This window comes from Herbaspirillum sp. Her2, assembly GCF_057961375.1.
In genome coordinates this window covers 4,174,520-4,200,628 of record NZ_CM176331.1, presented here as the reverse complement: position 1 = coordinate 4,200,628, position 26,109 = coordinate 4,174,520, and the positions used below count along the sequence as shown (strand labels likewise).

Sequence of the window (26,109 nt, the reverse complement as noted above, 5' to 3'; positions counted from 1 at the left end):
GCATTCCTTCCGATTTTTTCAAAGGCCACGCATGCTTGGCATCGTCATGCTCGATACCGTTTTTCCGCGTCCCGTGGGCGATATCGGCAATCCCGCGACCTTTCCTTTCCCGGTGCGCTTGCGCAAGGTCAGCCGGGCCTCACCCCAGAAGGTGATCTTCGAACGGGCCAGCGGCATGGTGGATGACTTTGTCACTGCGGCGCAGGCCTTGCAGGCGGACGGCTGCAAGGCCATCGTGACCAGTTGCGGTTTCCTGGCGCTGCATCAGCAGACCATCGCGGCAGCGCTGGAGATTCCGTTTGCCAGTTCCAGCCTGTGCTGGTTGCCCACGCTGTATCACGCCTTCGGCGGTGCGCGCCATGTCGGCATCCTGACGGCGTCCGGTGCCAGTCTCGGTGCGGCGCACCTGGCTGCGCTGGGGGGCAGCATGGATTCGCCCATCGTGGGCATGCCGGTGGAGTCTGAATTCGCGCGCGTCATCGTGGGCAATCAGCCCGAGGGGGATATGGATCGGGTGCATGCCGAGATGGTGGCGGCCGCCGATCAGCTGGTCGCCACCCAACACCAGGTGCGTGCCATCCTGCTTGAATGCACCAACATGCCGCCGGTGGCGGGCCTCATCGCACAGCGCACCGGGCGTCCGGTCTTCGACCTGGTGGGACTGGCCAGGCAGATGATGGGCCTGGCACCCTGAGTGCCAAGCTGGTGAAGAGGTCCTAAGGCTTGCCCTTGGCCGGCTTGGGATAAACCTTCAGTACGTCGATGGGCTGGGCATAAGGCGAACTCCAGGTCTGCTCATGCAGGGCCGCCACGCGTTGTGCCATGGCCGCGTCATGCAGCACCACTTCCAGATTGCGCGAGTTGTCCAGATAACCGCCGGCCCAGTTGCTGGTACCGACCCAGGCCACCTTGCCATCGATGCTCATGGCTTTGGTGTGGATCACTCTGGCGAAGGGGATGAAACCGCTGCTGGCCTGCGGCAGGGTCACGATGCGGATCTCCACGTTGGGCAGCACCGCCAGGCTTTGCAGGTAGCGGATGGCGGGGGCCTCGGTGTTCCAGTTGGAGACCATCAGCTTGATCTTCACGCCGCGCGTGGCCGCTGCGCGCAGGGCATCATCGATCACGGCGTAATAGGGCCGGGTGTGGTTGGGACCATAGGAGAGCGGCGCATAGTCCAGCAACTGCACCCGCACTTCCTGTTGCGCTTCTCCGATCAGGCGTACCAGTTCGCTTTGCGAATCGCCCACGCCGGGCGGGTTGTAGGCATTCGGGCTGGCCACGAGGTAATTGCCGCGCGCCACATCGGCCGGGACCACGCTGCGGTTGGTCATGACCGGGGTTTGTCCTGCGGCGATGGCCGCCTGCGCCGCCCAGTCGATTTCGAAGATGGCCTGCACCTGCGCTGCCACGGCCGGGTCGGTGATCTTCAATCCGGTCTCATGGATGTGCGAGAACGAACGCCAGTCGAAGTTCTGGCTGCCCACATAGGCGCTGCGGCCATCGACCACGAAATACTTGGCGTGGATGATGCCGTTGCCGGTCATGCGGGAATAATCGATCTGGCGGAATTCCAGATTCGGGATGCGCTTGAGCTTCTCGATGGTGGCCGGGACCGAGGCGAACTCGCCCTTCTTTTCCATCAGGAAGCGGATCTTCACGCCGCGCCGTCCGGCCGCCTCCAGGTGCGCCATGATGTCATCGAGCGCCTCGCCATCCTGCCCGGCCACGTAGAACTGGCCGAACACGATCTCGCGCTGCGCGCTGTCGAACATTTCCTTCCACACCACGGCCGCATCGCGCAGATCCGGCGTGGCCAGCGTGGTTTCGCGCGGCACGGTGTGGACCAGTTCGAAGCCGGGAATGGCGAATTCGGCCCGGACCGGTGTGGCCAGCGAAAGAACCAGCCCGAAGGCGGCAGCGAGACGAAGCAGAAGACGGCGTGGCGCGAGGGTCATGATGTCGGCAAGGGAGAAGTCAGTGTGGTGCTCAGGCGATGTGCAGCTTGCCCTGCGGTTGCGGGCTGTGTTGCGGCTGCGGGTTCAGGCGGCCGACGCAGGCGCGCAGCATCAGGACCTTCAGATGATCGTTGATGCGCTCGATGCGTTCTTGGAACAGGTTGAAGAAGAACATGCCGACCACCGCAATGCCGATGCCCAGTGCCGTCGCATACAGCGCGGTACCGATGCCCTGCGACACCTGGCCCGGGTCCGACACGCCCTGCACCGCCAGTGCCTTGAAGGTGTCGATGATGCCGAGGATGGTGCCGAGCAGGCCCAGCAGGGGCGCAGCGGTCACGATGGTATCGAGGATCCACAGGCGCTGCTGCACTTCGCCGCGCTTGGCAATGTAGACCGACTCGCTGAAATCTTCCAGGTCCTTTTCGGTATGCAGGTGATGCTTCTCGGCCAGGATGTCCGACACCAGGGCCAGCGGCAGGCTGGGACGGGTGGTCAGTTCGGCCGGCAGTTCCTGCAGATGCTGGACCGCGTGCGTCATGGCGCGCTCCAGGCCCGTGGCCTGGCGCATGGTGTAGCCGAAGAACAGACCGCGTTCGACGATGACGAAAATGGCCAGCGCCGCGCAGGCGTACATCAGGTAGAAGGCCAGTTCGTGGAGTAGTTGCATGTTCATGCTTGCCTCTCTTGCAGTGATGGGCGGCCCGTGTTGCAGGTGCGGGCCGCCCGGTTCAGGCCGCGATCAGAAATCCGCGGTCAGGGTGACGGTGAAGGTGCGCGGGGCACCGATGTAGAGCGAAGGATCGGTGCCAGGGATGCCGTTGACCGCCACTGCGTTGGTGGTGAACTGGCTGCCGCTGCCGCCGTTGAGGTTGAGGTACTGCTTGTCGAACAGGTTGTAGACGTTCAGGCGCACCGTCGGCTTCTTCAGCCAGGTGGTGGACGCGAAGGTCATGCCGGCACCGGCGTTGAACAGGGTGTAGCCACCCAGTGCATCGTCGTTGACCAGCGTGGTGTAGCGGCGGCCGGTGTACTTGGCCTGGCCGAACACGTACCAGCCATCCTGTTGGTATTGCAGCGACAGGCCCGACAGCCAGTTCGGCGTATCCGGGAATTCCTTGCCCGAGGTCGGCAGGAACTGGGTCGAACTGTTGCGCAGGTCCTGCTTCATCTTGCTCTTGATGTAGGACAGCGAGCCATACATCGACAGGTTGCGGGTGAAGGCGTAACCGGTTTCCAGTTCCAGGCCGTGCGAGCTGGCATCGCCGACGTTGTAGTCGGTCTTGTTGTTGGTGTCCGGGTTGTAGGCGCTGGCGATGCGGTTGTGATAATCGATGTAGAACAGCGAACCGGAGGCCATCCACTTCTCCGTGTTGTAGCGGTAGCCGAGGTCGTAGTTCCAGGAGGTTTCCTTGTCCACCGGCACTTCGCGCTGGGTCGCCCCGACCAGCTGGCCGTTGACGATGGTGCCGCCCGAGAGCAGCCCGAAGTAGGAGAAGTTGCCCGGCGCCTTGAAGTTCTTGGCGGCATTGAAGAACACCGACTGCTTCTCATCGAGCTGGAAGCGCACGCCCAGGCTGGGCAGGAAGTCGGCGTAGTTCTTCTTGACCTTGTAGTAGCCGGCGCTGGAATAGCTGTTGGTGCCGCTGGTGGAACCGGTGCTCGGGTAGTTGGTGAAGTCGCGGTCGATGGAGGAGTAGCGGCCGCCGACTTGCACGTTGAGCTTGTCGTTCATCATGCTGATGCTGTCCTGCAGGAAGATCGACTGCGCCGTGCTGACGGTCATGGTGTCGCGGTACTGCAAGATGGAGCCATCGGCATTGCGCAGCCACTGGTCCGAATTGTCCTGCCACAGGTCGGCGATGTTGCCGTTGTTGTCCACGCGGCTGAAGGGGCCGGTCTGCTGGTGACGGGCGCGCTCGACCCAGTAACCGGCCAGGATGCGGTGGTTGTCCAGCTGCTGGTTGAACTTGAAGGTCACGCCCGGACGATAGGTGCGGGTGCGGCTGCCTTCGTAGGCGTAGACCGTATCGAGACGATCGCCGTCGCCGTTGACGTCGCGTGCGCCGCCACCAAGCTGGCTGGCGCCGGTCACGCCGCCTTCACGCACGGTCTGCAGCTGGTTGCCGCCGGTGCCGAAGCCGTACCAGAAGTAGGGATCGATATCCAGGCTGGAGGTCGGGCTCAGCTGGAAGTGCGCATTGATGGTGCCCAGCCAGTTCTCGAAGGGATTGAGGTTGTAGGCGTAGTACGCGTTGTTGGCGATGTTGGCCGCAACGTTGGGTGCATAGGTGGTGTCGTTCTGCGCGGTACCGGCCACTGCGGGCTGGTGCTGTGGAATGGTGCTGCCGAAGTCGGCATTGCGGCCCAGTTGGGCGATCTGGGTCTTGGTCAGCGAACGGTAGTTGTTGTTGAGCTGGCGGTTGTAGAGCAGGTTGGCGTTGATGAAGCTGCCCTGGCCCAGGTCGAAGTTGGTGCCGATGTCGACGTGATCCTTGATGGCGCCGCCCGGTCCCTTGAACTTGTCGGCAGTGGTCTTGGAGTACGAGATGAAGAACTTGAACTTGTTGTCCAGCAGCTTGCCCGAGTCGAAGCGCACATAACGCTTCCACAGGCTGTTGGAGCCGAAGGCATTGGTCACGCGGATGCGCTGCTGGTCTTCCGGTGCGCAGAAGGTCATGCCGATGTTGCCGCCGGTGGCGCCCACGTGCGGCGCTTCGGTGTCGGTCGAACCCTGGGTCACGAAGACGTTGCACAGGTTGTCCGGCTCGGTGTACTCCTGCGGATACACCGCGAAGTTGCCGGAGTCGTTGACCGGTGCGCCGTTGATGGTGAAGCCCAACTGGTCGCTGTTGAAGCCGCGCACCCGGATGTTGCCGCCGAACAGGCCCGAGCCGTCGTTGTCGTAGGTGTTCACGCCGGGCAGCAGGTTGATCATCTGGTAGGGCGTGCCGGTGGGCGATTGCTTCTCGATGTAGTCACGGTTGACCGAGCTGCGCGCCTTGGGCGAATCTTCCGCCTGGATCAGGCCGGTGGCTGCAGCCGTGCCGGCACTGGCGCTGCCGCCGCCCTGCACGGTCACGGTGCCGACGTCAGTGGTGGTGGACTGGGCGAAGCTGAAGGCCGGTGCGCCTGCCATGAAGAGCCCGGATATCAGCAAGGACAGCCGGGTGAGTTTGCATTGCATGTCGTGTTCCCCTGGGTTTGTTGAACTGCGTGTCGAAATCGTTGCGCCCGGTGCGCGCCCCCTGCGTTCTGCAGCGAGCCGCGTCAGACGGGAATGAATTCCAGATCGGCGGTAAACCGGTGCGTGCTCTCGCCCTTGTAGCTGTCTTCCGGGAAGGGCGCGAAGGCGGCGCGATTGATGGTCTTGCGGGCGGCATCATCGAGCAGCATGGAGTTCGATGAACTCTCGATGCCGCTGTCGACCACGCTGCCATCGCGCTTCAACACGAACCACACGCGCACCTTGCCTTGCGGGCGCAGGGTGCTGGCTTCGCGTCCGGTCGGATAGCGCTTGATGCTGTTCAGATGTGCGCGCAACTGGCCGACGTAGGTCTGCTCGATGTTGGCGGTGTTGGTCGGCGGCGGCGACGGCGGGGCCACCGGCGCGGACTGCACCGGAGGTGCGGCCGGAGCGCTGGGTTGCGGCGGCGTGGCCGGCAGGATCGGTGCGGTGGCCGAGGGCGGTGCCGGGTCCACCGGGGCCGGCGCTTGCTTGACCGGAGCCGGCTTGGCCACGGGCTTGGGTGCTTCCTGTTTCTTCGGCGGCTCGACCGGCTTGGGCTGCGGTTCCACTTGCGGCTTGGGTTGCGGCGCCGGAGGCGGCGGTATTTCCGTCAGCGAGATTTGCACCGGCTGCGGATCTTCCTTGCGCTTGAGTTCGGTCACTTTCTGCACGCCGGCCAGGATCAGCACGGCCAGCACCACCAGCGAGGGCAGCGTGGCCAGCGGCTCACGGAAACGGAAGAGGATGGGAACGTTCATCATCACTGCTTGCGAGTGGCAATCGAGATGGAATCGAAGCCGCCCTTCTTGAGCGTATCCATCACGTCGACCAGGCGCTGCACTTCCACGCCGCGGTCGCTGTTGATGATGAGATTGAGTTTCTCGCCATCCTTGCGCAGCTTGTCGAGGCGGGCGGTGAGGGCGTCCAGGGTGGTGTTCTCGCCATCGACCTGGATCACGTCTTCCTTGGCGATGGTGATGACGGCCTTGGTCTGCGGTTTCAGATCCTGGGCGGTGGACGAACTGGGCAGCTGGGTCTTCAGGCCCAGGGCCGGAATCACGTTCAGGCTGATCAGCACGAAGAAGACCAGCAGGAACATCATGACGTCGATCATCGGGATGATCTCGACGCGGGCCTTCCGTTTTTTGGGTTCGTCCCAACTGCGCATGCCACACTCCTCGAAGCTTCGTTATACGATTTGTAGCGCTATAGTTTTTATAGCGATGCGCAGCGTAGCGAGGAAATGTGTCGTGCGTATTGCACCATGCGGGTTTGCGTTAACCCGAGTGAAGAAAATGTTGCCTGGGATTATCCGCAAGTCCGCAGTTGTGCCAGCGGCTGACGCCTGCCGGCGACAGCGCGCGGGCTGCCATCAGCGCCGTGGCACGGGCATGCGGGGCAGCATGGACAGCAGCAGCTTGCACAGGTAGACCACGATCAGCGAGCCCGAGAGATCGCCGATGGACATGACGATCAGGCCGCTCCAGAAATCCGGATAGACCCCGCGCATGACGAACCAGATCAGCTGGAACAGCGGATTGGAGAGCGCATAGAGCAGGATGCAGGCCATCAGCCGGGTGGTGTTGAGGTTGCCCAGGTTGCGCCCCAGGTCCATGCCGGAGAGGGTGAGGCGGTAAGCCAGGTAGGGGGCGCCGGCCGAGATCAGGCAGTAGCCGGCGGCGGCGATGAGGTCATGCGGGAACAGCTGATAGGTGGCCGCCGTGGCCAGGGAGCCGACCAGCAGGCCCACGCAGCCGGCCTCGGCAAAGAGCAGGGTGCAGATCAGGCGCACGCCGGCGGGCAGGTAGATCCAGGCGATGCCCTCGGTGAACTGGGTGCGCCGGAACAGCCATTCGTTGATCGAATAGAACAGGAAATAGCACAGCGCCGTGCCGGCGATGGCGGCCAGGTGGGTGCGCAGGACGGAACGATGGTCGGGCGAGGCGTGCATGGCGAGGGGAGGCTGGGACATGCGGAACGGCGCGTATGTTACCCAATGCGGCGGGGCGCTGCACCTCAACAATTTTCAGCAGTGTGGCGCGCCAGCCTCGCAAATCGGCGTGCAAACGTTACCGCCGGACGCATTGCTGCCGGTCAAGACGGTAAAGTTTGCACTTTCCGGCAGGCCCGGCGTATGATTCGCTATCAATTCTGGAACGATGTCGCGCGCGCGTGTTACGCGCGCTCCGTACGTAACGCGTTCCTGACTTGCAAGACAACAACCAACACCATCGCCATATGGGTAAAAACAAGCGGCCGGCGGATATCTACCTGAGATTTCTGCAACTGGCCGAAGCACTCCGGGGATTGCCGTCACTGGCTACGCTGGATCCGCTCGAAGACCGGATCCTGGCTTTCATCGCCCGTGCCGGGCAGGAGCAGCAACGCCTGTCGGTGCGCGACCTGATGGCGCAAAGCGAATTCGGTTCGCCCGCGATGCTGCATGCACGCCTGAAATCCATGCGCGAGAAGGGCTGGATCGTGCTGGCCGATACCGAAGATCCGCGCCGCAAGCAGGTCGAGCTGAGCCAGGCTGCCTGGCTGCATTTCGACAAGCTCTCCAAGTGCTTGGTGCAAGCCACGCGCGACAAGTAATCTCCCCCCGTCATACGGCTGTCATGCTGCGGACATACCGGGCCGTTAATCTCACGGCCTCGCTGCGGCGCTGACTGCCTGCCGCCTTGCAGCTCATTGTCCCGGATGGTTTCGATGCGACTGCTTTCCCTTTTTTCTTCCCGCGCCGCCTTCCTGTGCTCGCTGTTGCTGGCCGCCTGCGTCTTGTCGGCCAGTCCGGCCCGGGCCGCCGATCCCCACAAGCTGTGGGAAATCACCAGCCAGCAATGCCTGCCCAACATGCAGTCCACCGGCCAGCCGCAGCCATGCGTGATGGTCGATCTGGCGCGCGGCTTCGTGGTGCTCAAGGATCTGGTCGGTCCCGCGCAATACCTGCTCATGCCGACCCGTCGCCTGACCGGCATCGAAAGTCCGGAGTTGCTGGCGCGGGATGCGCCCAACTACTGGGCTTATGCATGGGAGCAGCGCGGGCGTGTGGCGCAGGCCCTGGGCCGTCCGCTCTCCGATGAACAGCTGGGCATTGAAATCAATTCGGCGGCCGGCCGTTCGCAATTGCACCTGCATCTGCACATCGATTGCATGCGCCGCGATGTGGCGGCCAGCCTCGATGATCACCGGGGTGACCCTTTGCAGCAATGGCTGCCGTGGTATTTCGAAGGCCATCGCTACTGGGTCATGCGCCTGCCCGCCGATGCACTGGCACTGCACGACCCCTTCAAGCTGGCCGCTGCCCGCAGCGCCTATGCGGCCGACAACATGGCCGCGCAGTCACTGCTACTGACCGGGGCGCGTTTTGCCGATGGCAGCACCGGCTTCTTCCTGGTCAACATGCCGGTCAACTTCGACCGCGAGGAACAGGGCAGTGCCGAAGTGCTGATGGATCACGACTGCCGCTGGTAAGCCAGCACATTCACTCGGCGAATTCGCGCACCAGCGTATCGAACACCAGCCGCAGGCGCGGCGGCACCGGTCCGCGTTGCGGACGGTAGAGGTACATGTCCCAGGGATCGGGTTCGTGATCAGTCATGACGGGGACCAGCCGTCCTGCCGCGATGTCGTCCTCGCACAGGAACCCGGCGATCTGGCCGATGGCCACGCCACTTCTCACCAATAAATATTCGCCCTCGGAATCATCGCAGAGGAAGCGGGCATGATCGGCCATCCACTGGTTCTCCTGCGCGAACAGCCAGGGCCAGGGGCGGCCCGTGCCCCGGTCCAGCATGGCGGTGCAGGGCAGGGCGCGCAGGGCCTCGGTGTCCTCCGGGGCCCCATGGCGGCGCAGGAAGCGCGGCGTTGCCACCACGTAGAAGCGTACCTTGCCCAGACGCCGCACCACGAAGCGGTTGTCCGGCACGGTGCCGACGCGGATGCCGATGTCGATCTTTTCTCCTACCACGTCGGCGCGCTGATCGGTCAGGCGCAGGTCGAAGCGCAAGCCGGGATGCGCCTGCGCCAATCGCTCCACGATGGGCAGCAGGCGGCTGCGACCCAGTGCCGACGGTGCGGCCAGGCGCACCAGTCCGCTCATCTCGTCGGCCGGGCTGGCGGCCTCCGTTTCGAAGAGTCCATCCAGATCACGCAGGCTTTCGCGTGCGCGTTCGGCGAGCGCTTCGCCGAAACTGGTGATGCGCACCTGGCGCGTATTGCGATGGAACAGCATCTCGCCCTGCAGGCGCTCCAGTTCCTGGATGGCGCGGGTGACGGCTTGCGGTGAAATGCCGAGCCGGATCGCGGCTTCCTTGAAGCTGCCGGTATCGGCGGCAGCGCAGAAGATGCGCAGCATCTCCAGTCGGTTGAGCATGATGATTCCTGAAAATGGAATTCTGTAATCTTATCATTTCCATTGTTTGGCATAGTGGCGCCACCCATAATCCTCCCATCGACACGCAGCAACCGCAAGCCAACCCCTCACTGGAAAGGATTCATCATGAGCAACAACATCAAGGACAAAGTCGTCGTCATCACCGGTGCCAGCAGCGGCCTGGGCGAAACCACCGCACGTCACCTGGCTGCACTGGGCGCCAAGTTGGTACTCGGTGCGCGCCGCACCGATCGTCTGGAAAAGCTGGTGGCCGACATCACCGCCGCCGGTGGCCAGGCCATCGCCGTGACCACCGACGTGGCGCGCCGCGACGACGTGGAAGCCCTGGTCGCCAAGGGTGAGCAGCACTTCGGCCGCATCGACGTGCTGGTCAACAATGCCGGCATCATGCCGCTGGCCCCGATGGCCAAGCTCAAGGTCGAAGAGTGGGACCGCATGATCGACGTCAACGTCAAGGGCGTGCTCTATGGCGTAGCCGCCGCGCTGCCGCGCTTCGCTGCGCAGGGCTCGGGCCACATCATCAATGTGTCGTCGGTGGCGGGCATCAAGGTCTTCGCCGGCATGGGCACGGTCTACAGCGCCACCAAGTTCGCGGTGCGCGCCCTGACCGAAGGCCTGCGCGCCGAAGCACCGGACGGTGTGCGCACCACCATCATCTCCCCGGGGGCGGTGGATTCCGAACTGAAGACCCACAGCAGCGACCAGGAGACCTCGGAAGCCCTGCTGGCCTGGTATGAGGCCAACCAGATTCCGGCCGATTCGGTGGCGCGTGCGATTGCCTATGCCATCGAGCAGCCGGCCAATGTGGATATCAGCGAAGTGGTGCTGCGTCCGGTGGCGCAGGAATTCTAAGTTTTCCACAGCCGTTTTCAGCCGGTTCGATCTGACGGCACCGTCGGGCAGCCTTGCCCGGCGGTGCCGTTTTTCGTTGGCTTGTCATCCTGCCATTGCCGAATCGGTAATGATTTCACGGCGGCATGTTGTTTGCTTCAAACGCCGCCATGACGCCGTGCAGACAAGCACCGTCCTTTTCTATATGATTGCCGACCCAAAAAGAAGGAGTGATCGATGGCGAACGCGTGCGGTGTGGATTTCGGCACCTCCAATTCCACGGTCGGCTGGATGCGTCCGCAGGCCGGGGATTCCCTGCTGCTGCCGCTGGAAGACGGCAAGGCCACGCTGCCTTCGGTGGTGTTCTTCAATGCCGACGAGAACAGCTTCAGCTATGGCCGCGCCGGTCTGGGCGAATACCTGGCTGGCTACGAAGGCCGCCTGATGCGCTCGCTGAAGAGCTTGCTCGGTTCCGGCGCCATCGATGGCCAGACGGAAGTGGGCGGCCGGGCGCTGCCCTATCGTGGCCTGCTTTCGCAGTTCATCGGTGAACTCAAGCAGCGCGCCGAACGCGCGGCCGGGACTTCGTTCTCCAAGGTGGTGCTGGGCCGTCCGGTGCACTTCGTCGATGAGGATGCGGCCGCCGACCAGCTGGCCCAGGATACGCTCGAAGAGATCGCGCGCGATGTCGGTTTCAAGGACATCGCCTTCCAGTTCGAACCGATTGCGGCCGCCTTCGATTACGAGTCGCGCATCGACAAGGAAGAGCTGGTACTCATCGTCGACATCGGCGGCGGTACCTCCGACTTCTCGCTGGTGCGCCTCTCGCCCGAGCGCGCGGCGCGCAGCGAGCGGCGCGAGGACATCCTGTCCAATGGCGGCGTGCACATCGGCGGCACCGACTTCGACAAGTATTTCAGCCTGGCCTGCGTGATGCCGCTGCTGGGCCTGGGCGGCCGCCTGCAGGGCAATGCCGAGATCCCCTCCAGCTATTACTTCAACCTGGCCACCTGGCACACCATCAACCAGCTCTACACCCGCAAGGCCTGGCAGCAACTGCAGGACGTGGCGCGCGAAGTGGCCGACCGCGAGCGCTTTGCGCGCCTGCTGGACGTGGTCGAGCAGCGTTGCGGCCACTGGCTGGCGCTGCAGGTGGAGGCGGGCAAGATCGCGCTCTCCAGCGCCGAGCAGACCCTGCTGGACCTGGACCGCCTGCGCCAGCCGGAGCGATTGCCGCTCCTGCGCAGCGACTTCAACGGTGCCGTCGATCACCTGGTGCAATCGGTGGAGCAGACCGTGCTGGCGCTGTTGCAGCAGGCCGGCCTGCGCGCCGACGATATCGACAGCGTGTTCTTCACCGGCGGTTCCAGCGGCGTGCGCCTGCTGCGCGAACGCATCAGTGCGCTGGCACCGCAGGCGCGGCATGTGGAGGGCGACCTGTTCGGCAGCATCGGCAGCGGCCTGGCCATCGACGCTGCACGCAAGTTCGGCTGACGCCGCAGCAGGGCCTGGCTGCTATACAATGCGGCGACCCGGTCCGGATCGCGTGGGTTTGAGGCGATATGAAGCAAATCGCCCGCCACGGCTTCGCGACCGCCCGCATTGAACTGCCTCGCGGATCTGCCCCGCACCGACATGAAACCTTCTGCCGAATCCTTCGTGCGCCGCGTGCGCAGCAAACTCGACGAACTGTCCAGTACCGAACGCCAGCTGGCCGACTTCCTGCTGGAGTTCCCGGGCGAGCTGGCCAGCTATGCCGGCAACGAGCTGGCGCAACTGGCGGGCGTGTCGCCGTCGACCGTGAGCCGCTTCATCCGCCGCGTCGGTTACGAGAGCTACGAGGAAGCGCGCCGCCACGTGCGCGAGGAACAGGAGACCGGCTCCCCGCTGTTCCATGCCAGCAGCCCCGGCGCTGCGCGCCAGGTGCGTTCGGTGGCGGCGCACTTCCAGCAATCCCAGCAGAACCTGGCGGCCACCTTCGAGCGCCTCTCCGACGCCACCCTGGCCGAGATCGCCCGCGCCATCGTCAACGCGCCCCAGGTGCTGATCTTCGGCAGCCGCAGCAGCCAGGCCTTTGCGCTCTACCTGCGCTGGCAGATCATCCAGGTCTTGCCGCGCGTGGCCTGCCTGCCGGGGCCGGGCGAGACCCTCGCGGAATACACTGCCGGTCTGTCCGAGCGCGATTGCGTGATCGTCTTCGGCACGCGCCGCCAGACCGGGCAGATGGAACGCCTGCTGGAGGCCGCCACGCGGGCCGGATCTTATCTTCTCTACATCAGCGACCAGGCCTCGGCCGACTATGCTTTGGCCACCTGGTCGCTGCAGGCACATTGCCGCGGTCCCGGCTCGCTGGACAATCATGTCGGCGTGATGGCGCTGTGTGATCTCTTGTCCACCCTGGTGATCGAAGCCAGTGGTGCCGCCGGACGCAAGCGGCTGGCGGCAGTGGAGCAGGAGCATGAGGAACTGGGCGACTTCGATTGAGTTGCCGGGCTGGAATGTCGGACGACTGCCTGCTTCCAATATTGAAATCGTGATTTCAGGCACTTCAATTTTCTGACTCCCGATTTTCATGCGTGCCGCCCCGCGCCGGTGCGGCGACCGTGCTGCCTGCCCTCTTGCGGCGCATGCCGGGCGTTCCCGGCCGGTCATTTCCTCCTGAAATCCTGATTTCATCCCTCCAAAATGGCTGGCACGCAGATTGCTAATGCAGCTGCATGAGTGAAATCTCAATTTCAATAAACAATATATATTGAAATCTAGCTTTCATTTCTGGGCATGCTGGACTACAGTAGTTTCACGGCCGCAAGGTCAGGTGGCCGTGGTCTCCCAGCCTCGCATCACCCGATGCACATACCGAGCAGCACTCATTGGACCTTCCAACGCAAGAGGAGCAGACCATGGCCGGACCCACACTTTCATCGCCCGACCTGCCGCACTCGCCGCGCGTGGCCGAACTGGACGGCGCGCTGGACAAGATCGGGGTGACCCGTTCGCATCACACCATCATCTTCCTGATTCTGATCGGCTGCCTGTTCGACGCCTTCGAACAGAACGCCATCGGCCTGGTCGGCCCGCTGCTCAAGCAGCAGTGGGGCCTGACGGCGACCGACATCGGCCTGCTCAATACGGTCACCTTCGCCAGCGCCGCCATCGGCCGCATCGTCTCCGGTCTCGTGGCGGACCGTTATGGCCGGCGCGTCATGCTGAGCCTGGACCTGCTGCTGTTCACACTGGGAGCCGGCATCTGCGCGCTGGCCCCGGACCTGACGGTGATGGCTGTGGGCCGAGCCATCGTCGGTTTCGGTCTCGGCGGTGAAATCGCCATTGCGGTCACCATGCTGGCCGAATTCTGTTCCAGCAAGTTCCGTGGCACCGCCGTGGGCCTGGTCAATGTGGGCGCGGGCGGCATGGGCAATTTCCTGGCGCCGGCCTTCGGCCTGCTGGTGTTTACCCTCTTTCCCGGTGAAAACAGCTGGCGCTGGCTGTTCTTCTGCCTGATGCTGCCGGCACTGCTGGGGGCCTTCTATCGCCGCTACATTCCGGAGACGCCGCGTTTCCTGCTCTCCCGCAACAAGATCGCCGAAGCCAATCAGGTGCTGGCGCGATTGGCCAGCGGCAAGCTCTCCGGCCCGGCGCCGCAAGGCCGTGACTGGATCAGCGACGATGGCAGCCGCCAGCAGGCCGCACCGGCCAAGGTGCGCTCCATGGAAATTTTCCAGGGCGCGCTGGCGCGGCGCACGCTGCCGCTGTGCATCGCCATCTGGATGACCTATGGCGCGCAGATCTCGGTGCTCACGCTCATGCCGACCATTCTGGTGAGCCTGGGCTACACCATCTCCAAGAGCCTGCTGTTCACCATGGTCATGCAGAGCGGCAGCCTGCTGGGGGCGATTGCCGCTTCGGTGGTCGGATTCCATCTGCCGCGCAAGCGCGTGCTGACCGCCGGTGCGATCTGCGCCTGCCTGGCGGCGCTGGCGATCGGCTTCCTGGCCAAGAGCATCGTGCTGATCCTGGCGGCGGGTGCGGTGTTCCAGTTCTTCGTGCTGCTGCTCAACACCACCATCTGGATCTTCGCGCCCGAGCTGTATCCGACCCGCGTGCGCGCCTTCGGCACCGCCTTCATCCTCGCCACCGGTACGGCGGCGGGTGCTCTGATGCCGCTGGTCGCTGGCCGGCTGTTCGATGCCTTCGGGCTGGCGGGCGTGTTCGGCATGATCGCCGCCATGTACGGCATCTTCACTGTTGCCATCCGCACCGTGCCCGAGACCTATGGCAAGTCGCCCGATGCACCGCTGGAGGAGACCGCGCCGGAGGCAGTGGTGCCGGCGGTCGCTGCACGTAGTTGATTTTCTTTTTCATGAGTCTGGCATGCCGCATATCCTGTTGATCAATCCCAATTCCTCCCAGGCCACCACCGAGATGATGGTGGCCATTGCCCGCACCTCGCTGCCAGCGGGATATGCCCTCAGCGGCGTGAGCGCGCGGCAGGGGCCGGAGATGATCGTCAATGCCGTGGAACTGGCGGCAGCGGGGGCGGAGGTCGAGCGCAACTGGCGCGAAGGCGGACGGCACAGCGTCGGGTGCATCATCAGCGCCTTTGGCGATCCTGGCATTGAGCGCCTGCGTGCGCTTGATGGCCGGCCCGTCGCCGGGCTGTGTGAAGCGTCGATGCTGGAAGCAGCCGAGGGTGGACGCCGCTTCGGTGTGGCCACCGTCACGCCGGAGCTGGCTGATGTGATTGGCGAAAAATCGCAGCAGGCGGGTGTCGGTGCGCTCTACACCGGCATTCGTCTGACCGCCGGTGATCCGCGCGCGCTGGCGGCCGATCCGCAGGCACTGGTAGAGGCACTGGCGCAAGCCGTGCGCGCCTGCGTGGAGCGCGATGGTGCCGAGGCGGTGGTGATCGGCGGCGGTCCGTTGGGGCAGGCGGCGATGGCACTGGCGCAGCGGTTTTCGGTGCCGGTGATCGCGCCGATTCCGGCGGCCGTGCGCTACTTGCTAAAGGCCTTGCAAGCCATGGAAGCAGCCGCCTGAATCTTGAACGTCGATTGCGGCATCATCCACCGTTCGTCCTGAGTAGACCCTCGAGGGTCGTATCGAAGGCGTGGCTACGGTAACAAGGCAGGTGCGCCTTCGATACGCCGCGCTGCGGCTACTCAGGTCGAACGGCAGGTTTGGTGCGACATGTTCATAGCATCGCCAGCGGCTGCTTGCGCCGTGGCGGTGGAAAGGCCGCGTCCAGCTCACTGTAGTCATTTTCGTTCAGATGCAGCGCCAGGCAGGCCCGGTTGGCCTCCACGTGCGCGACATCGGCGGCCTTGGGAATGGCGATCACCCCGGGACGTCGCAACACCCACGCCAGCGCCACCTGCGCCGGTGTCACGCCGTGGCGCTGCGCGACCGCCTTCAGGGCCGCCTGCTTGAGGATGCGTCCTTGCTCGATGGGCGAATAGGCCATCACGGCTACGCCGCTTTGTTCGGCCTGCGGCAGCAGGTCATATTCGATCCCCCGGCGCGAGAGGTTGTACAGCACCTGATTGCACAGCACCTGCTCGCCACCGGGCGCATCGGCCAGCTCGTCCATGTCGTCGGTGTCGAGATTGCTGACGCCCCATCCGCGAATTTTTCCCTGCGCCATCAGGGTCTCCATGCCCGCGATGGTGGCTGAAAGCGGATGCGATCCGCGCCAGTGCAGCAGGTAGAGATCCAGATGATCGGTGCCCAGGCGCTTGAGGCTGGCCTCGCAGGCGGCGATGGTGCCGCGCTCGCTGGCGTTGTGCGGCAACACCTTGCTGACCAGATAGACCTGTTCGCGGCGGCCGGCGATGGCTTTGCCGACCACGCGTTCGGACTGGCCATCGGCATACATCTCTGCGGTATCGATCAGCGTCATGCCCAGGTCGATGCCGGCCTGCAGGGCGCGAACCTCGGTGCTGGCGGCCGCGGCGGACTCGCCCATGTTCCAGGTGCCCTGGCCAAGTGCCGGGACTTGCGCGCCATTGCGCAGGGTGATCATTGGAATGGGCTGCATGCGGGGCTCCTTCATCGGTGGCGGGAAATCATTAGAACCCATTTTGCGCATCGGTTCATCGCGCCCGGCTTATTTCCCTTATTCATGCGGTCATGCCGTGTGGCAACTCCCGGCGTGCCGCGCCGATTGTGGGCACAGGCAACTGGTGGCATGATCGCAGCCAATCAAAAAAGGAATCGGGGGAAAGTCCATGTTGCGTCGTTTGCGTACCGCCTTCGCCAAGTACTGGGCGCGCTGGCTGCTGGCGCTGTTGCTGATCGGCCTGGCCGAGGCGGTGGTGGTGGGTGTGCTGCCCAATCGCGTGGTCGAGCGCATGGACCTGTTCTTCTATGACTTGCGCATGCGTGTGGCCAAACCGGCACTGGATCCGCGCATCGTCATCGTCGATATCGACGAGCGCAGCATCAACGAGCTGGGCCGCTGGCCCTGGAGCCGCGACCTGGTGGCCAAGCTGGTGGAGCAGATGACGCAGGCCTACCAGGCGCAGTCAGTCGGTTTCGACGTGGTCTTCGCCGAGCCCGACACCACCTCCGGCTATGGCCGTCTGGAAGACCTCGCGCGCGGACCGTTGAAGGACGTGCCGCAACTGGCACAGCAATTGCGCCTGCTCAAGCCGCAGATGGATTACGACGCACGCCTGGCCGCCGCCCTGCAGGGCCAGCCGGTGGTGATGGGCTATGCCTTCTCCAATGAGGGCGGGGCCGTGATCAAGGGGCAGTTGCCGCCGCCCGCCTTCAGCGTGGCCGCCCTGGGCGGGCGCGATGTGGAGGTGGTGCGCTGGCGCGCCTATGGTGCCAACCTGCCGCAGCTGCAAGCGGCGGCGCGTGCCGGTGGCTTCTTCAATCCGGTGCCCGATGATGACGGGCTGATTCGCACGGTCTCGCTGCTGGCGCGGCATGGCGACAACTTCTACGAGTCGCTGGCCCTGGCGACGGCCCGGGTGGCGGTCGATGGCAAGCGCATCAAGCCGGTCTTCCTGACCGGCGCGGATGGACTGCTGGGGAATCAGAAGGAGACCTACGATGCGCTCGCCGCCATCGCCGTGGAGGCGCGTCCCCAGCCGCTGATCATTCCGGTGGAGCGCGGGCTGACCACGCTGGTGACCTATCGCGGACGTGGCGGACCGCAGGGCGGTGCCTATCGCTATGTACCGGCAGTGGACGTGATCCGTGGCACCTATCCGCACGACCAGCTGGATGGCCGCATCATGCTGGTCGGGACCACCGTGCCTGGCCTGAACGACCTGCGGGCCACGCCGGTGAGTCCGGTCTATCCCGGGGTGGAGATCCACGCCAACCTGATCGCCTCCATCATCGATGATGATTTCAAGACCCGCCCCGATTTCGCGGCGGGCTATGACGGGCTGCAGGTGGCGCTGGCCGGCCTGCTGCTGGGCCTGCTGTTGCCCGCGCTGGGGCCGCTGGCCTCGGTGCTGCTGTCGCTGGGGACGGCGGCCGCCCTGGGCGGACTCAACTACTGGCTCTATGACAGCGCCGGCCTGGTGCTGCCGCTGGCGTCCTCGTTGCTGCTGGTGGCGCTGCTGTTCATCAGCAACCTGGCCTGGGGCTACCTGTTCGAATATCGCAACCGCAAGGCCATCGTCAACCTGTTCGGCGAATACGTGGCTCCCGAACTGGTGGCCGAAATGGCGGCCAATCCGGCCAGCTACAACATGGAAGGCGAGATCCGCGAACTGACCGTGATGTTTTCCGATGTGCGAGGATTTACTACCATCTCCGAAAGCTTGCAGCCCAACGAGCTGCGTGAATACATCAACATGTATCTCACGGCCATGTCCGAAGATATCCGTGGCAATCGCGGCACGCTCGACAAGTACATCGGCGACGCCGTGATGGCCTTCTGGGGCGCGCCCCTGGATGTGCCCGATCACGCCGCCCGCGCGGTGGCCACGGCATTGAAGATGCAGCAGACCACGCTGTTGCTCAACGAGGAATTCACGCGCCGCAACTGGCCGCCGCTGAAGATCGGCATCGGTTTGAACAGCGGCCAGATGCGCGTGGGCGACATGGGCTCGCGCATCCGCAAGGCCTATACGGTGATGGGCGATGCGGTCAATTTGTCCTCGCGCCTGGAGTCGATCACCAAGGTCTACGGGGTTGGGGTGCTGGTCGGTGATGCCACGCGCCAGGCCGCGCCGCAGTTCGCCTATCGCGAATTGGACCGGGTGCGGGTGAAGGGCAAGAACGAACCCGTGCCGATCTTCGAGCCGCTGGCCGTCGAGAGCGAACTCGATGCCGGGTTGCGCGCGGAAGTCGAGCAATGGCATGCGGCGCTGGCGCTGGTGCGCGCGCTGCGCTGGGAGGAGGCGCAGGCCGCCATCGAAGCGCTGCAGGCCGCGCACGCGCGGGGACTTTATGCGCTCTACCTGGAGCGTATTGCGCACTATCGCCAGTCGCCGCCGCCGGCCGATTGGGATGGCGTGACGACCTTCGATACCAAATAAAAAGACCTGGTCAGTCCGCCGCATTTTCCCTGGGGAAATCAGCGCGGTGTGATCGCCGCGTGACTTGTTTTGCACAAACGTTCTCATCCGCTGGCACTTCACGAAAATCTTTGCATGTTGAAACCGCAAATCATTTCCGAGTGGCAATCAAGTGCTGTGCAATCAGCCGCAAACGCCCGCTGGAAGCGGTTTTTCAGCGATTCTTGTCGACGCGGTCAGGACTAGTCAGTATACTTTACAAGCATCAAGAGTGATGTTGCCTGGCAAGGCGGCGTCGCTGCCGGACGCGATTGATCCCTCCTCCAAGAAGTGGAATATCGGTGTCCGGGCGCATCTGCTTCAGGGGTTCCTTTTCGTCTTGTTGTTCGCTTCCGTGGTCCGGGTACCTGCGTGCCGGCCACGCATTGCGTCCGCGCGATCCATGTGCTGACGTCAGTGCAGGCGGCTGGCCGGATGGGAGGGTGGCAGTGACAGCGTGGCTTGCCGCCGCGCTGCGCAACAAGAAAACTGGGAGGGCTCGCCGGGGGGCGGGTCACAGAGACGATGAAACGATGCTTTGGGCATTCTCTGATGGGGATGGCGCTGCTGGGCAGCGCCGTCGCCGCGTGGGCGCAGCCGCAGCCGGCACCACAGGCTTCCGCCGTGGCGGTGGGCAGCGCGCCAGTCCGCAACGACGAACGATTCGACATCACGCGCTTCGCGGTGGAGGGCAACACCTTGCTGACCCAGGCCAGGGTCGACGAAGCGGTCACGCCTTTCCGCGGCCCCGGCCGCGTCTATGGCGACATCCAGCAGGCGCTGGAAGCCCTGGAGAACGCCTATCGCAGTGCCGGGTATACCGCCGTGCAGGTCAGCGTGCCGGAGCAGGAACTGACCGGCGGCGTAGTACGCCTGCAGGTGGTCGAGACGGTGGTGGGCAAGGTGGTGGTGAGCGACAACCGCCATTTCAGCGAGCAGAACATCCGCGTCAGCATTCCGCAGTTGGTGGAGGGCAGTGCCCCCAACTTGCGGCGCATTTCCGAATCGGTGCAGCTGGCCAACGACAACCCGGCCAAGCAGGTCAACGTCACGCTCACCGCCTCCGAATCCACCAACCAGATCGATGCGGCCATCACGGTCAAGGATGACAATCCCCTGCGCGTGATGCTCAACGTCGACAACAGCGGCAACCGTGATACCGGGCAATGGCGCACCGGCGTGGCCGTGCAGCACTCCAACCTGTTCAACCGCGACCATGTGGCCACGGTGGCCTACACCACCTCGCCCGACAGTCCCTCGGGGGCCAAGGTCGACCTGTATTCGCTGGGTTATCGTCTGCCCATGTATGGACTGGGCGACAGCCTCGATTTCATCTACGGCAAATCCAACGTCACATCGGGCCAGACGCTGGCGGTCAACTCCACGCTCAACATCACCGGCCGCGGCGAAATCTATGCGCTGCGCTGGAACCACTACTTTGCCCGCAGCGGCGAGTGGAGCAGCAAGCTGGTCTTCGGTGCCGACTACAAGAAGGTCGATTCCAGCTGCAACATCAATGGCGGTCTGCTCAATGGCGCCTCGCTCAATACCTGCCTGCCGTATTCCACATTGCCGCTGTCGGTGAGCTACAGCGCCCAGCAACAGGGCGTGGGACAGGTGCTGGACTACAACCTTGGCATCGCCCGCAACATGGCCACCGGCGAGGCGCGCCGCAACGACGCGCTGCAGGTGACGGACCGTTATTCGCTCTTCACCGGTTCGCGCCAGTCGATGGACAATTTCATCATCGTGCGGGGCGGTGCAAGCTGGTTCAAGGTCTTCCAGAATGACTGGCAGGTACGCCTGGCCAGCAGCTTGCAGGTCTCTCCCCATGCGCTGCCGCCGGTGGAACAGTTCGGTCTGGCCGGGGCTAATACCGTGCGCGGCTTCACCGAGCGCGCGGTGGCCGCCGACAGTGGTGCGGTGGTCAATGCCGAACTCTATACCCCGGATCTGCTGGTCAAGAGCGAAGCGCGCGGCAACCTGCGTCTGCTGGGTTTTTTCGATGCCGCGCGCGGTGCCAACAACAACGTGACTGCGGCCTCGACGGTGCCGTCCACGCTCACGCTGGCCAGCTTCGGCGCCGGGTTGCGCTATACGCTGGGACGTGACTTCACCTTGCGCCTGGATGTGGCGCGGGTTCTGCTCAACGGCAATTCCGTCACCGAACAGCGGGGCGATCTCAACGCCCACCTGAGTGCCATCCTGGGGTTCTGACATGACATCACCATCCACTCCCGCACCAGCCCCGGTTCCGCCGGCCATCGAACTGCTGCCGCCCTCGATCACGGTACGTGTCGGCAAGCGCCGCCTGACGGTTTCCTGGCGGGCGCGCAAGCCCTTGCCGCTGCTGCTGTCGCGTCTGTTGCAGCGTGTGTGGAAGCGGGCGCTCGCGCCCGGGTTGCGGCTGTCGCTGGCCGCCGCCGCCGTGTGTGGCGCGTGGCAGGCCCCGGCGCTGGCTGCCGCGCCTGCGCCCGGTACCTTGCCCACCGGCTGGAGCGTGACCAATGGCAATCTCAGCTTCAGCCAGAACGGCAACACGCTCAACATCAACCAGTTGTCGCCGCAGGCCATTGCCCGCTTCGCCTCGTTCAGCATCGGTGCCGATGCGGCGGTCAACGTGGCCCAGCCGAGTTCGTCCGCGGCCTTGCTGGCCAAGGTGACCGGTGCCGACATCTCGCAGATCTACGGCAAGCTCTCGGCCAATGGCACGGTGGTGCTGTACAACCCCAATGGCGTGGTGATCGGGCCCGGCGGTACGGTGGATGCCGCCCGCTTCATCGCGACCTCCCTGGCCATCAGCGACAACGACTTCCTGGTCGGCCGTCTCAATTTCATCAAGGACGGCAATGCCGGCCTGGTGGACAACCAGGGCAAGATCAGTTCGGCCACCGGCGGCAGCGTCTACCTGATTGGCGGCAGCGTGTCCAACAGCGGCATCATCACCAGCCCGCAGGGCGAGGTCATCCTCGCAGCCGGCCAGACCGTGACGCTCGCCGATACCGCCACCCCGGGCGTGACCGTGAACGTGACCGGCAGTGCCGGCAACGTCACCAACCTCGGCACCATCACGGCCGAAGCCGGGCGCATCGGCGTGGCGGCGGGCCTCATCACGAATGGTGGCGTCATCAATGCCTCCAGCGTGGTGCGCGAGGGCGGACGCATCTTCCTGCGCGCCTCGGGCAATCTGACCACCACGGCCAGTTCCGGCATCAGTGCCGATGGCACCAAGGGCGGCAATGTCACGCTGTATGCCGCCAATGCCGCCTTCATCGATGGCGATGTGTCGGCGCTGGGCGCGCCAGGGCAGGGTGGATTTGTGGATACCTCCGGGCTGAAACGGCTGGATGTGGTGAAGGTGCCGAAGGTCGGGACGGGCGGGACCTGGCTCATCGATCCGCATGATCTGGAGGTGGTGCCCAACACCACAACGAACGTCAGCTTCGATGGCTGTTCGTCCTACGCGGTCACCTCCACCGATAGTGGCGCGACGATTTCGGCGGCGACCATTTCCAATCAGCTCAGCAATGGTGTCAGCGTCAGCCTGACCACCGGCGATAGCGATGGCGTGGGCGGCAACATCACCGTCTCCGCCAACATCACCAAGAGCGGCGGCGCGGACAGCACACTGACGCTCAACTCCGCCAACAACATCAGCATCCGGGCCAACATCATCAGCGAGAGCGGACGGCTTGGGCTGACCCTCAACAGCGGCTATGTGCAGTCATCGCAAGAGAGCTTCTCGGAAGCCCGCATCATGGACGCGGTCAAGCCGCGCAATCTGAGTACCATCGACAATGGCGCACGCATCGTGCTGAACGGCGGCTCGCTGAGGGTCACCGATGATTCCGGCAACGGGGATCTGCTCATCAGCAATGGCACGGTCAACCTTGGCAGCGGCAACCTCTACGCCGCAGCAGTGCGCGTCAACAGCGCCGGTACGCTTACGCTCAACGGCGGCGGGGGCAATATCAATTCGCTCACCAACAACGGTACCGTCAGCGTCGCCTCCAACGGCGAGGGCAGATTGTCGGTCGGTAGCGATGGCATCACCAACAACGGTACGCTCAACATCAGCGGTCGCGTCAACTCCAGTGGTGATGTGACCAACAATGCCAATGCCACGCTGGTCCTCAATGGTGACGCTGCCGTGTTGAGCGTCACCGGCAATGCCAGTGTGAGCAACTATGGCACCCTGACGATGGCCGGCGGCAATGTCAGCGCGAGCTACATCCGCAACGAGACCAACGGCACCATGTCGGGCAATGGTACGTTGTCGGTCAGTGGGTCGTTTACCAATGACGGTATCCTCGCACCAGGTGGCGACGGGACAGTGGGGCGTCTGGCGTTGCGGGCAACCGGCGACCCCAGCGATGCCAGCTTCAGCCAGGGCGATACCGGAAAAATGCTGATCGATATCGCAGGTGCCAGCGACGGCAGTTATGACGTGATCGAATTGACCGGATTCTCTTCGACCAGGCTGGACGGCAGCCTCAAGACTCGTCTGCTGGGCGGCTACTCACCCGCTGGCGAAGTGAGCATCAATGCCATCAACATCAGCGGCACTTCGTCACCGACTGGCTACTTCCGCTCCGTGACCGGGGATATCGTCACGGCGGGCGGACAGGAGAAGATGTTCAAGGCGGTCTACGGTGACAACGGCCTGGCGAACCTCTCCCTGCGCGGTGCCGAGACCTTCACTTATCAGCAGTACGGCTATTCGGAAGGGGGCTGGGAGGACCGCCAAAACTGGGTCAGCAACGCGACCGTAGGCAACGTGTCCACCTACATGCCGACCCAGATCGATACCGTGGTGATCTCGGGCAACCAGACCGTGAGACATGACAGTGTTGACGATACCATCGCCAATCTGCAGATCGCAGCGGGATCCGAGCTCAACCAGCGCGGCGGTACGCTGACGGTACGCAACAGCACCAGCAACAACGGCACGATCAGCGTCAACCGCATGAGTGGCTCGAACAACAGCATCGCTGCCCTGGTGCTCAATGGCACCACCAGCGGAAACGGCACGCTCAATATCGGCAGCACGGACTTCATCAACGGCGAGACGGTCCTGCTCAACGGAACCGTCACCTTGGCCAATGCCGCCCAGTCCAACATGACGGCGGAGCTGGTCGCCGGCAACCTGACCCTGGGCGGCGATGTCCGCCTGTCCAATCTGACCGTGTCCAACGGCACCGTGACCGGCAACGTCGGCTCGCGCCTGGTCGTGGCTGATGCCTTCAGCCAGACCGGCGGCAACCTGACCCTGGCTGATGCCGCGCTGTCGCAGGCTACCGGCTCGCTGGCCATCGGCAACATCACCGCCAACAATCTGGTGCTGCAGGCTGCCAATGGCAACCTTACCCAGAGCACCGGTACCTCGATGCGGGTGAAGTCGCAATTGATCGCCTCGGCCAGCAGCGGCATCACCTTCAACAACAGCGGCAACCAGATTGCCGGCTTTGCCGCCAACAACAGCGGCACCGGCGACATCACGCTGAAGAACGCGCTCAACACCAGCGATGCCAGCGCGGTCAGCATCAACGGTGTGACCACCGCGCGCGGCAACATCAGCATCGACAACACGGGCGGTGTGGTCACTTCGGCCATCGGCACCCGCGCCAGCTTCCTCGGCAGTCTGCCCAGCAATGCCAATGGCACGGCCATCAGTACCGACAGCAAGCTGGCCACCTTGGGCATCAACAGCACCGGCCAGCTCAAGAGCAGCAACGGTTCGGTCAGCGTGGTCACGCACAGCCCGCTGACCATCGGTTCGGGCGGCGTCAGCGCCACCGGAACCATTACCCTGACCGCGAGCGCCTCGTCGGGTAGCAACGACACGCTGACGGTCAATGGCGTGCTGGTTTCTACTGGCGGCAACATCACGCTGTCGGCGGGTGATTCGATGACCATCAACGCCAACATCTCCACCTCGCCGCCGGGCGTGGCGCTGCTGTCGGTGGATTCCGGCCAGGTGATCGGTTACGCCCAGGGCGTCACCATCGTCGACGCCAACGGGACGCGCACGCCGGTAGCGGCCAGCTCCAGCAGTTCCAGTTCCAGTTCCAACTCCAGCAGTACCAGCAGCAGCGCGTCCAACAGCCAGACCGCGCTGGCCGTGCAGCAGCAACAGAACCAGCAGAGCCGTGACTTGCAGGCCAGCCTGAACAACGCCCAGCTCACCGATACCGTGCCCGCCACCAGCGGCAATGTCGTACAGCAGACCGGTGCCACCACCCAAACCGTGGGCGGTACGACGGACCACTTTGGCGACGAAGGCGATGACCGCAAGCAGGCCAAGAAACCGCTGCCGATGTGCACCTGATAACCGGATGATGTGATCTTCATGAATTCCTTCAAGCAAACTTCGCCGGCCTCGGTCCGGCGCCCTCTGGCCGGGTTGATCCTGGCGCTGCTGCTTCTGCTGGCGGTGGCGACTGCTTTCGCCCAGTCGCAGCCGGTGGTGGGCCAGGTCACCCATCTGTCGGGTGTGCTCAGCGTGCGCCATGCGGACGGTGCACGCGTGGTGCTGTCGGTGAAATCGGCGATCCTGCAAGGCGATACGCTCATCACCGAGCGCGAGACCTATGCCCGCGTCAAGTTCGTCGACAACGGCGAGATCGTGCTGCGGCCGGGTTCCGAGGTGGCGGTGAGCAAATACCTCTATGACGAGAAGGAACCCAAGAATGATGCCGTGGCCATCGGCCTGGTCAAGGGCGGTCTGCGGGCGGTGACCGGGCTGGTCGGCAAGCGCAATCATGATGCCGTCAATTTCGATACGCCCACGGCCACCATCGGCATCCGCGGCACCCACTTCGGTGCCCTGTACTGCCAGGACGATTGCGCCGGCGTGCCTACCCCGAGCGGGCAGCCGCCGGCCAATGGCCTGCATGTGGATGTGGTGACCGGGGCCATCCAGGTCACCAACCCGAGCGGATCGCAACTCTACAGCGCCGGCCAGTTCGGCTTCGTCCCCTCGATCTCGCAGCCGCCGGTGATCGTGCCGCCGGCACAGGGCGTGACAGTGACGATGCCGCCGGCCATCAGCAGCAATGGCAACACCGGGACACAGAAGATCGGCGCGGCCAAGCTGGATGCCTGCGTGACCCAGTAAGGCGGGAGCGGCTGGCGGTAGACCAAGAGAAAAGGCACCGGCTCTGGAGCGCGGTGCCTTTG

At 64.2% G+C, this 26,109-nt stretch carries 20 protein-coding genes; 12 read left to right on the top strand and 8 right to left on the bottom strand.

The window, feature by feature from the left end; all coding sequences use genetic code 11:
• Positions 1 to 31: 31 nt before the first annotated feature.
• Entirely contained in the window at positions 32 to 694 is a 663-nt protein-coding gene (locus tag ACWHXP_RS19090; RefSeq protein WP_489635278.1) for an aspartate/glutamate racemase family protein, read from the top strand.
• A 22-nt stretch (positions 695 to 716) separates the two neighbouring features.
• Here ACWHXP_RS19090 and ACWHXP_RS19085 read toward each other — a convergent pair whose 3' ends face one another.
• From ACWHXP_RS19085 to ACWHXP_RS19060, 6 genes are all read right to left on the bottom strand, one after another.
• The gene (locus ACWHXP_RS19085) at positions 717 to 1,958 is read right to left on the bottom strand and encodes a phospholipase D-like domain-containing protein (RefSeq protein ID WP_276837408.1); all 1,242 of its coding nucleotides are present in this window, start codon (positions 1,956 to 1,958) and stop codon (positions 717 to 719) included.
• A 31-nt stretch (positions 1,959 to 1,989) separates the two neighbouring features.
• On the bottom strand, positions 1,990 to 2,634 hold the full coding sequence (locus tag ACWHXP_RS19080; protein WP_039787660.1) for a MotA/TolQ/ExbB proton channel family protein: 645 nt from the start codon (positions 2,632 to 2,634) through the stop codon (positions 1,990 to 1,992).
• A gap of 66 nt (positions 2,635 to 2,700) precedes the next feature.
• Positions 2,701 to 5,145: a TonB-dependent receptor gene (locus ACWHXP_RS19075; protein ID WP_343741353.1), complete on the bottom strand. Its 2,445-nt coding sequence runs from the start codon at positions 5,143 to 5,145 to the stop codon at positions 2,701 to 2,703.
• A gap of 83 nt (positions 5,146 to 5,228) precedes the next feature.
• Entirely contained in the window at positions 5,229 to 5,948 is a 720-nt protein-coding gene (locus ACWHXP_RS19070) for an energy transducer TonB (protein WP_489635279.1), read from the bottom strand.
• Entirely contained in the window at positions 5,948 to 6,355 is a 408-nt protein-coding gene (locus ACWHXP_RS19065; RefSeq protein WP_034330477.1) for an ExbD/TolR family protein, read from the bottom strand. Before ACWHXP_RS19065 ends, ACWHXP_RS19070 begins: the two co-directional genes overlap by 1 nt.
• A gap of 204 nt (positions 6,356 to 6,559) precedes the next feature.
• Positions 6,560 to 7,159, bottom strand: a complete 600-nt coding sequence (locus ACWHXP_RS19060) for a hypothetical protein (protein WP_227022656.1) — start codon at positions 7,157 to 7,159, stop codon at positions 6,560 to 6,562.
• A gap of 266 nt (positions 7,160 to 7,425) precedes the next feature.
• On the opposite strand from ACWHXP_RS19060, the gene ACWHXP_RS19055 reads away from it, so the two are divergent.
• Both ACWHXP_RS19055 and ACWHXP_RS19050 read left to right on the top strand, forming a co-directional pair.
• On the top strand, positions 7,426 to 7,782 hold the full coding sequence (locus tag ACWHXP_RS19055; RefSeq protein WP_039787669.1) for a helix-turn-helix domain-containing protein: 357 nt from the start codon (positions 7,426 to 7,428) through the stop codon (positions 7,780 to 7,782).
• Between the two features lie 114 nt (positions 7,783 to 7,896).
• Complete coding sequence (locus ACWHXP_RS19050) at positions 7,897 to 8,661, top strand: CDP-diacylglycerol diphosphatase (protein WP_489635280.1); 765 nt, start codon at positions 7,897 to 7,899, stop codon at positions 8,659 to 8,661.
• 10 nt (positions 8,662 to 8,671) lie between these two features.
• Here ACWHXP_RS19050 and ACWHXP_RS19045 read toward each other — a convergent pair whose 3' ends face one another.
• Positions 8,672 to 9,562, bottom strand: coding sequence for a LysR family transcriptional regulator (locus ACWHXP_RS19045; protein WP_209533754.1), 891 nt, complete (start codon positions 9,560 to 9,562; stop codon positions 8,672 to 8,674).
• A gap of 126 nt (positions 9,563 to 9,688) precedes the next feature.
• Here ACWHXP_RS19045 and ACWHXP_RS19040 point away from each other — a divergent pair, with 126 nt between their 5' ends.
• The 5 genes from ACWHXP_RS19040 (at position 9,689) to ACWHXP_RS19020 (ending at position 15,451) form a co-directional block, all read left to right on the top strand.
• A complete protein-coding gene (locus ACWHXP_RS19040) occupies positions 9,689 to 10,435 on the top strand; it encodes an SDR family oxidoreductase (RefSeq protein ID WP_489635281.1) in 747 nt (248 codons plus the stop codon).
• Between the two features lie 216 nt (positions 10,436 to 10,651).
• Positions 10,652 to 11,908, top strand: a complete 1,257-nt coding sequence (locus ACWHXP_RS19035; RefSeq protein ID WP_489624420.1) for an Hsp70 family protein — start codon at positions 10,652 to 10,654, stop codon at positions 11,906 to 11,908.
• A 141-nt stretch (positions 11,909 to 12,049) separates the two neighbouring features.
• Positions 12,050 to 12,898, top strand: coding sequence for a MurR/RpiR family transcriptional regulator (locus tag ACWHXP_RS19030; RefSeq protein WP_489635282.1), 849 nt, complete (start codon positions 12,050 to 12,052; stop codon positions 12,896 to 12,898).
• A gap of 416 nt (positions 12,899 to 13,314) precedes the next feature.
• Entirely contained in the window at positions 13,315 to 14,763 is a 1,449-nt protein-coding gene (locus ACWHXP_RS19025; protein ID WP_489635283.1) for an MFS transporter, read from the top strand.
• A gap of 22 nt (positions 14,764 to 14,785) precedes the next feature.
• The gene (locus tag ACWHXP_RS19020) at positions 14,786 to 15,451 is read left to right on the top strand and encodes an aspartate/glutamate racemase family protein (RefSeq protein ID WP_489635284.1); all 666 of its coding nucleotides are present in this window, start codon (positions 14,786 to 14,788) and stop codon (positions 15,449 to 15,451) included.
• A 154-nt stretch (positions 15,452 to 15,605) separates the two neighbouring features.
• Here ACWHXP_RS19020 and ACWHXP_RS19015 read toward each other — a convergent pair whose 3' ends face one another.
• Positions 15,606 to 16,448, bottom strand: coding sequence for an aldo/keto reductase (locus ACWHXP_RS19015; RefSeq protein ID WP_489624422.1), 843 nt, complete (start codon positions 16,446 to 16,448; stop codon positions 15,606 to 15,608).
• A 190-nt stretch (positions 16,449 to 16,638) separates the two neighbouring features.
• Between ACWHXP_RS19015 and ACWHXP_RS19010 the strand changes: the two genes are divergently transcribed.
• The 4 genes from ACWHXP_RS19010 (at position 16,639) to ACWHXP_RS18995 (ending at position 26,047) form a co-directional block, all read left to right on the top strand.
• A complete protein-coding gene (locus ACWHXP_RS19010; protein WP_489635285.1) occupies positions 16,639 to 18,912 on the top strand; it encodes a CHASE2 domain-containing protein in 2,274 nt (757 codons plus the stop codon).
• 543 nt (positions 18,913 to 19,455) lie between these two features.
• On the top strand, positions 19,456 to 21,147 hold the full coding sequence (locus ACWHXP_RS19005) for a ShlB/FhaC/HecB family hemolysin secretion/activation protein (protein ID WP_489635286.1): 1,692 nt from the start codon (positions 19,456 to 19,458) through the stop codon (positions 21,145 to 21,147).
• Between the two features lies 1 nt (position 21,148).
• Complete coding sequence (locus tag ACWHXP_RS19000; RefSeq protein WP_489635287.1) at positions 21,149 to 25,258, top strand: beta strand repeat-containing protein; 4,110 nt, start codon at positions 21,149 to 21,151, stop codon at positions 25,256 to 25,258.
• A 21-nt stretch (positions 25,259 to 25,279) separates the two neighbouring features.
• Entirely contained in the window at positions 25,280 to 26,047 is a 768-nt protein-coding gene (locus ACWHXP_RS18995) for a FecR family protein (RefSeq protein WP_121043072.1), read from the top strand.
• Positions 26,048 to 26,109 lie beyond the last annotated feature (62 nt).

Excerpts from the sequence above, each read along its gene's own strand:
- ACWHXP_RS19090 (WP_489635278.1), top strand. The coding sequence starts at position 32 with ATGCTTGGCATCGTCATGCTCGATACCGTTTTTCCGCGTCCCGTGGGC.
- ACWHXP_RS19085 (WP_276837408.1), bottom strand. The coding sequence starts at position 1,958 with ATGACCCTCGCGCCACGCCGTCTTCTGCTTCGTCTCGCTGCCGCCTTC.
- ACWHXP_RS19080 (WP_039787660.1), bottom strand. The coding sequence starts at position 2,634 with ATGAACATGCAACTACTCCACGAACTGGCCTTCTACCTGATGTACGCC.
- ACWHXP_RS19075 (WP_343741353.1), bottom strand. The coding sequence starts at position 5,145 with ATGCAATGCAAACTCACCCGGCTGTCCTTGCTGATATCCGGGCTCTTC.
- ACWHXP_RS19070 (WP_489635279.1), bottom strand. The coding sequence starts at position 5,948 with ATGATGAACGTTCCCATCCTCTTCCGTTTCCGTGAGCCGCTGGCCACG.
- ACWHXP_RS19065 (WP_034330477.1), bottom strand. The coding sequence starts at position 6,355 with ATGCGCAGTTGGGACGAACCCAAAAAACGGAAGGCCCGCGTCGAGATC.
- ACWHXP_RS19060 (WP_227022656.1), bottom strand. The coding sequence starts at position 7,159 with ATGTCCCAGCCTCCCCTCGCCATGCACGCCTCGCCCGACCATCGTTCC.
- ACWHXP_RS19055 (WP_039787669.1), top strand. The coding sequence starts at position 7,426 with ATGGGTAAAAACAAGCGGCCGGCGGATATCTACCTGAGATTTCTGCAA.
- ACWHXP_RS19050 (WP_489635280.1), top strand. The coding sequence starts at position 7,897 with ATGCGACTGCTTTCCCTTTTTTCTTCCCGCGCCGCCTTCCTGTGCTCG.
- ACWHXP_RS19045 (WP_209533754.1), bottom strand. The coding sequence starts at position 9,562 with ATGCTCAACCGACTGGAGATGCTGCGCATCTTCTGCGCTGCCGCCGAT.
- ACWHXP_RS19040 (WP_489635281.1), top strand. The coding sequence starts at position 9,689 with ATGAGCAACAACATCAAGGACAAAGTCGTCGTCATCACCGGTGCCAGC.
- ACWHXP_RS19035 (WP_489624420.1), top strand. The coding sequence starts at position 10,652 with ATGGCGAACGCGTGCGGTGTGGATTTCGGCACCTCCAATTCCACGGTC.
- ACWHXP_RS19030 (WP_489635282.1), top strand. The coding sequence starts at position 12,050 with ATGAAACCTTCTGCCGAATCCTTCGTGCGCCGCGTGCGCAGCAAACTC.
- ACWHXP_RS19025 (WP_489635283.1), top strand. The coding sequence starts at position 13,315 with ATGGCCGGACCCACACTTTCATCGCCCGACCTGCCGCACTCGCCGCGC.
- ACWHXP_RS19020 (WP_489635284.1), top strand. The coding sequence starts at position 14,786 with ATGCCGCATATCCTGTTGATCAATCCCAATTCCTCCCAGGCCACCACC.
- ACWHXP_RS19015 (WP_489624422.1), bottom strand. The coding sequence starts at position 16,448 with ATGCAGCCCATTCCAATGATCACCCTGCGCAATGGCGCGCAAGTCCCG.
- ACWHXP_RS19010 (WP_489635285.1), top strand. The coding sequence starts at position 16,639 with ATGTTGCGTCGTTTGCGTACCGCCTTCGCCAAGTACTGGGCGCGCTGG.
- ACWHXP_RS19005 (WP_489635286.1), top strand. The coding sequence starts at position 19,456 with ATGAAACGATGCTTTGGGCATTCTCTGATGGGGATGGCGCTGCTGGGC.
- ACWHXP_RS19000 (WP_489635287.1), top strand. The coding sequence starts at position 21,149 with ATGACATCACCATCCACTCCCGCACCAGCCCCGGTTCCGCCGGCCATC.
- ACWHXP_RS18995 (WP_121043072.1), top strand. The coding sequence starts at position 25,280 with ATGAATTCCTTCAAGCAAACTTCGCCGGCCTCGGTCCGGCGCCCTCTG.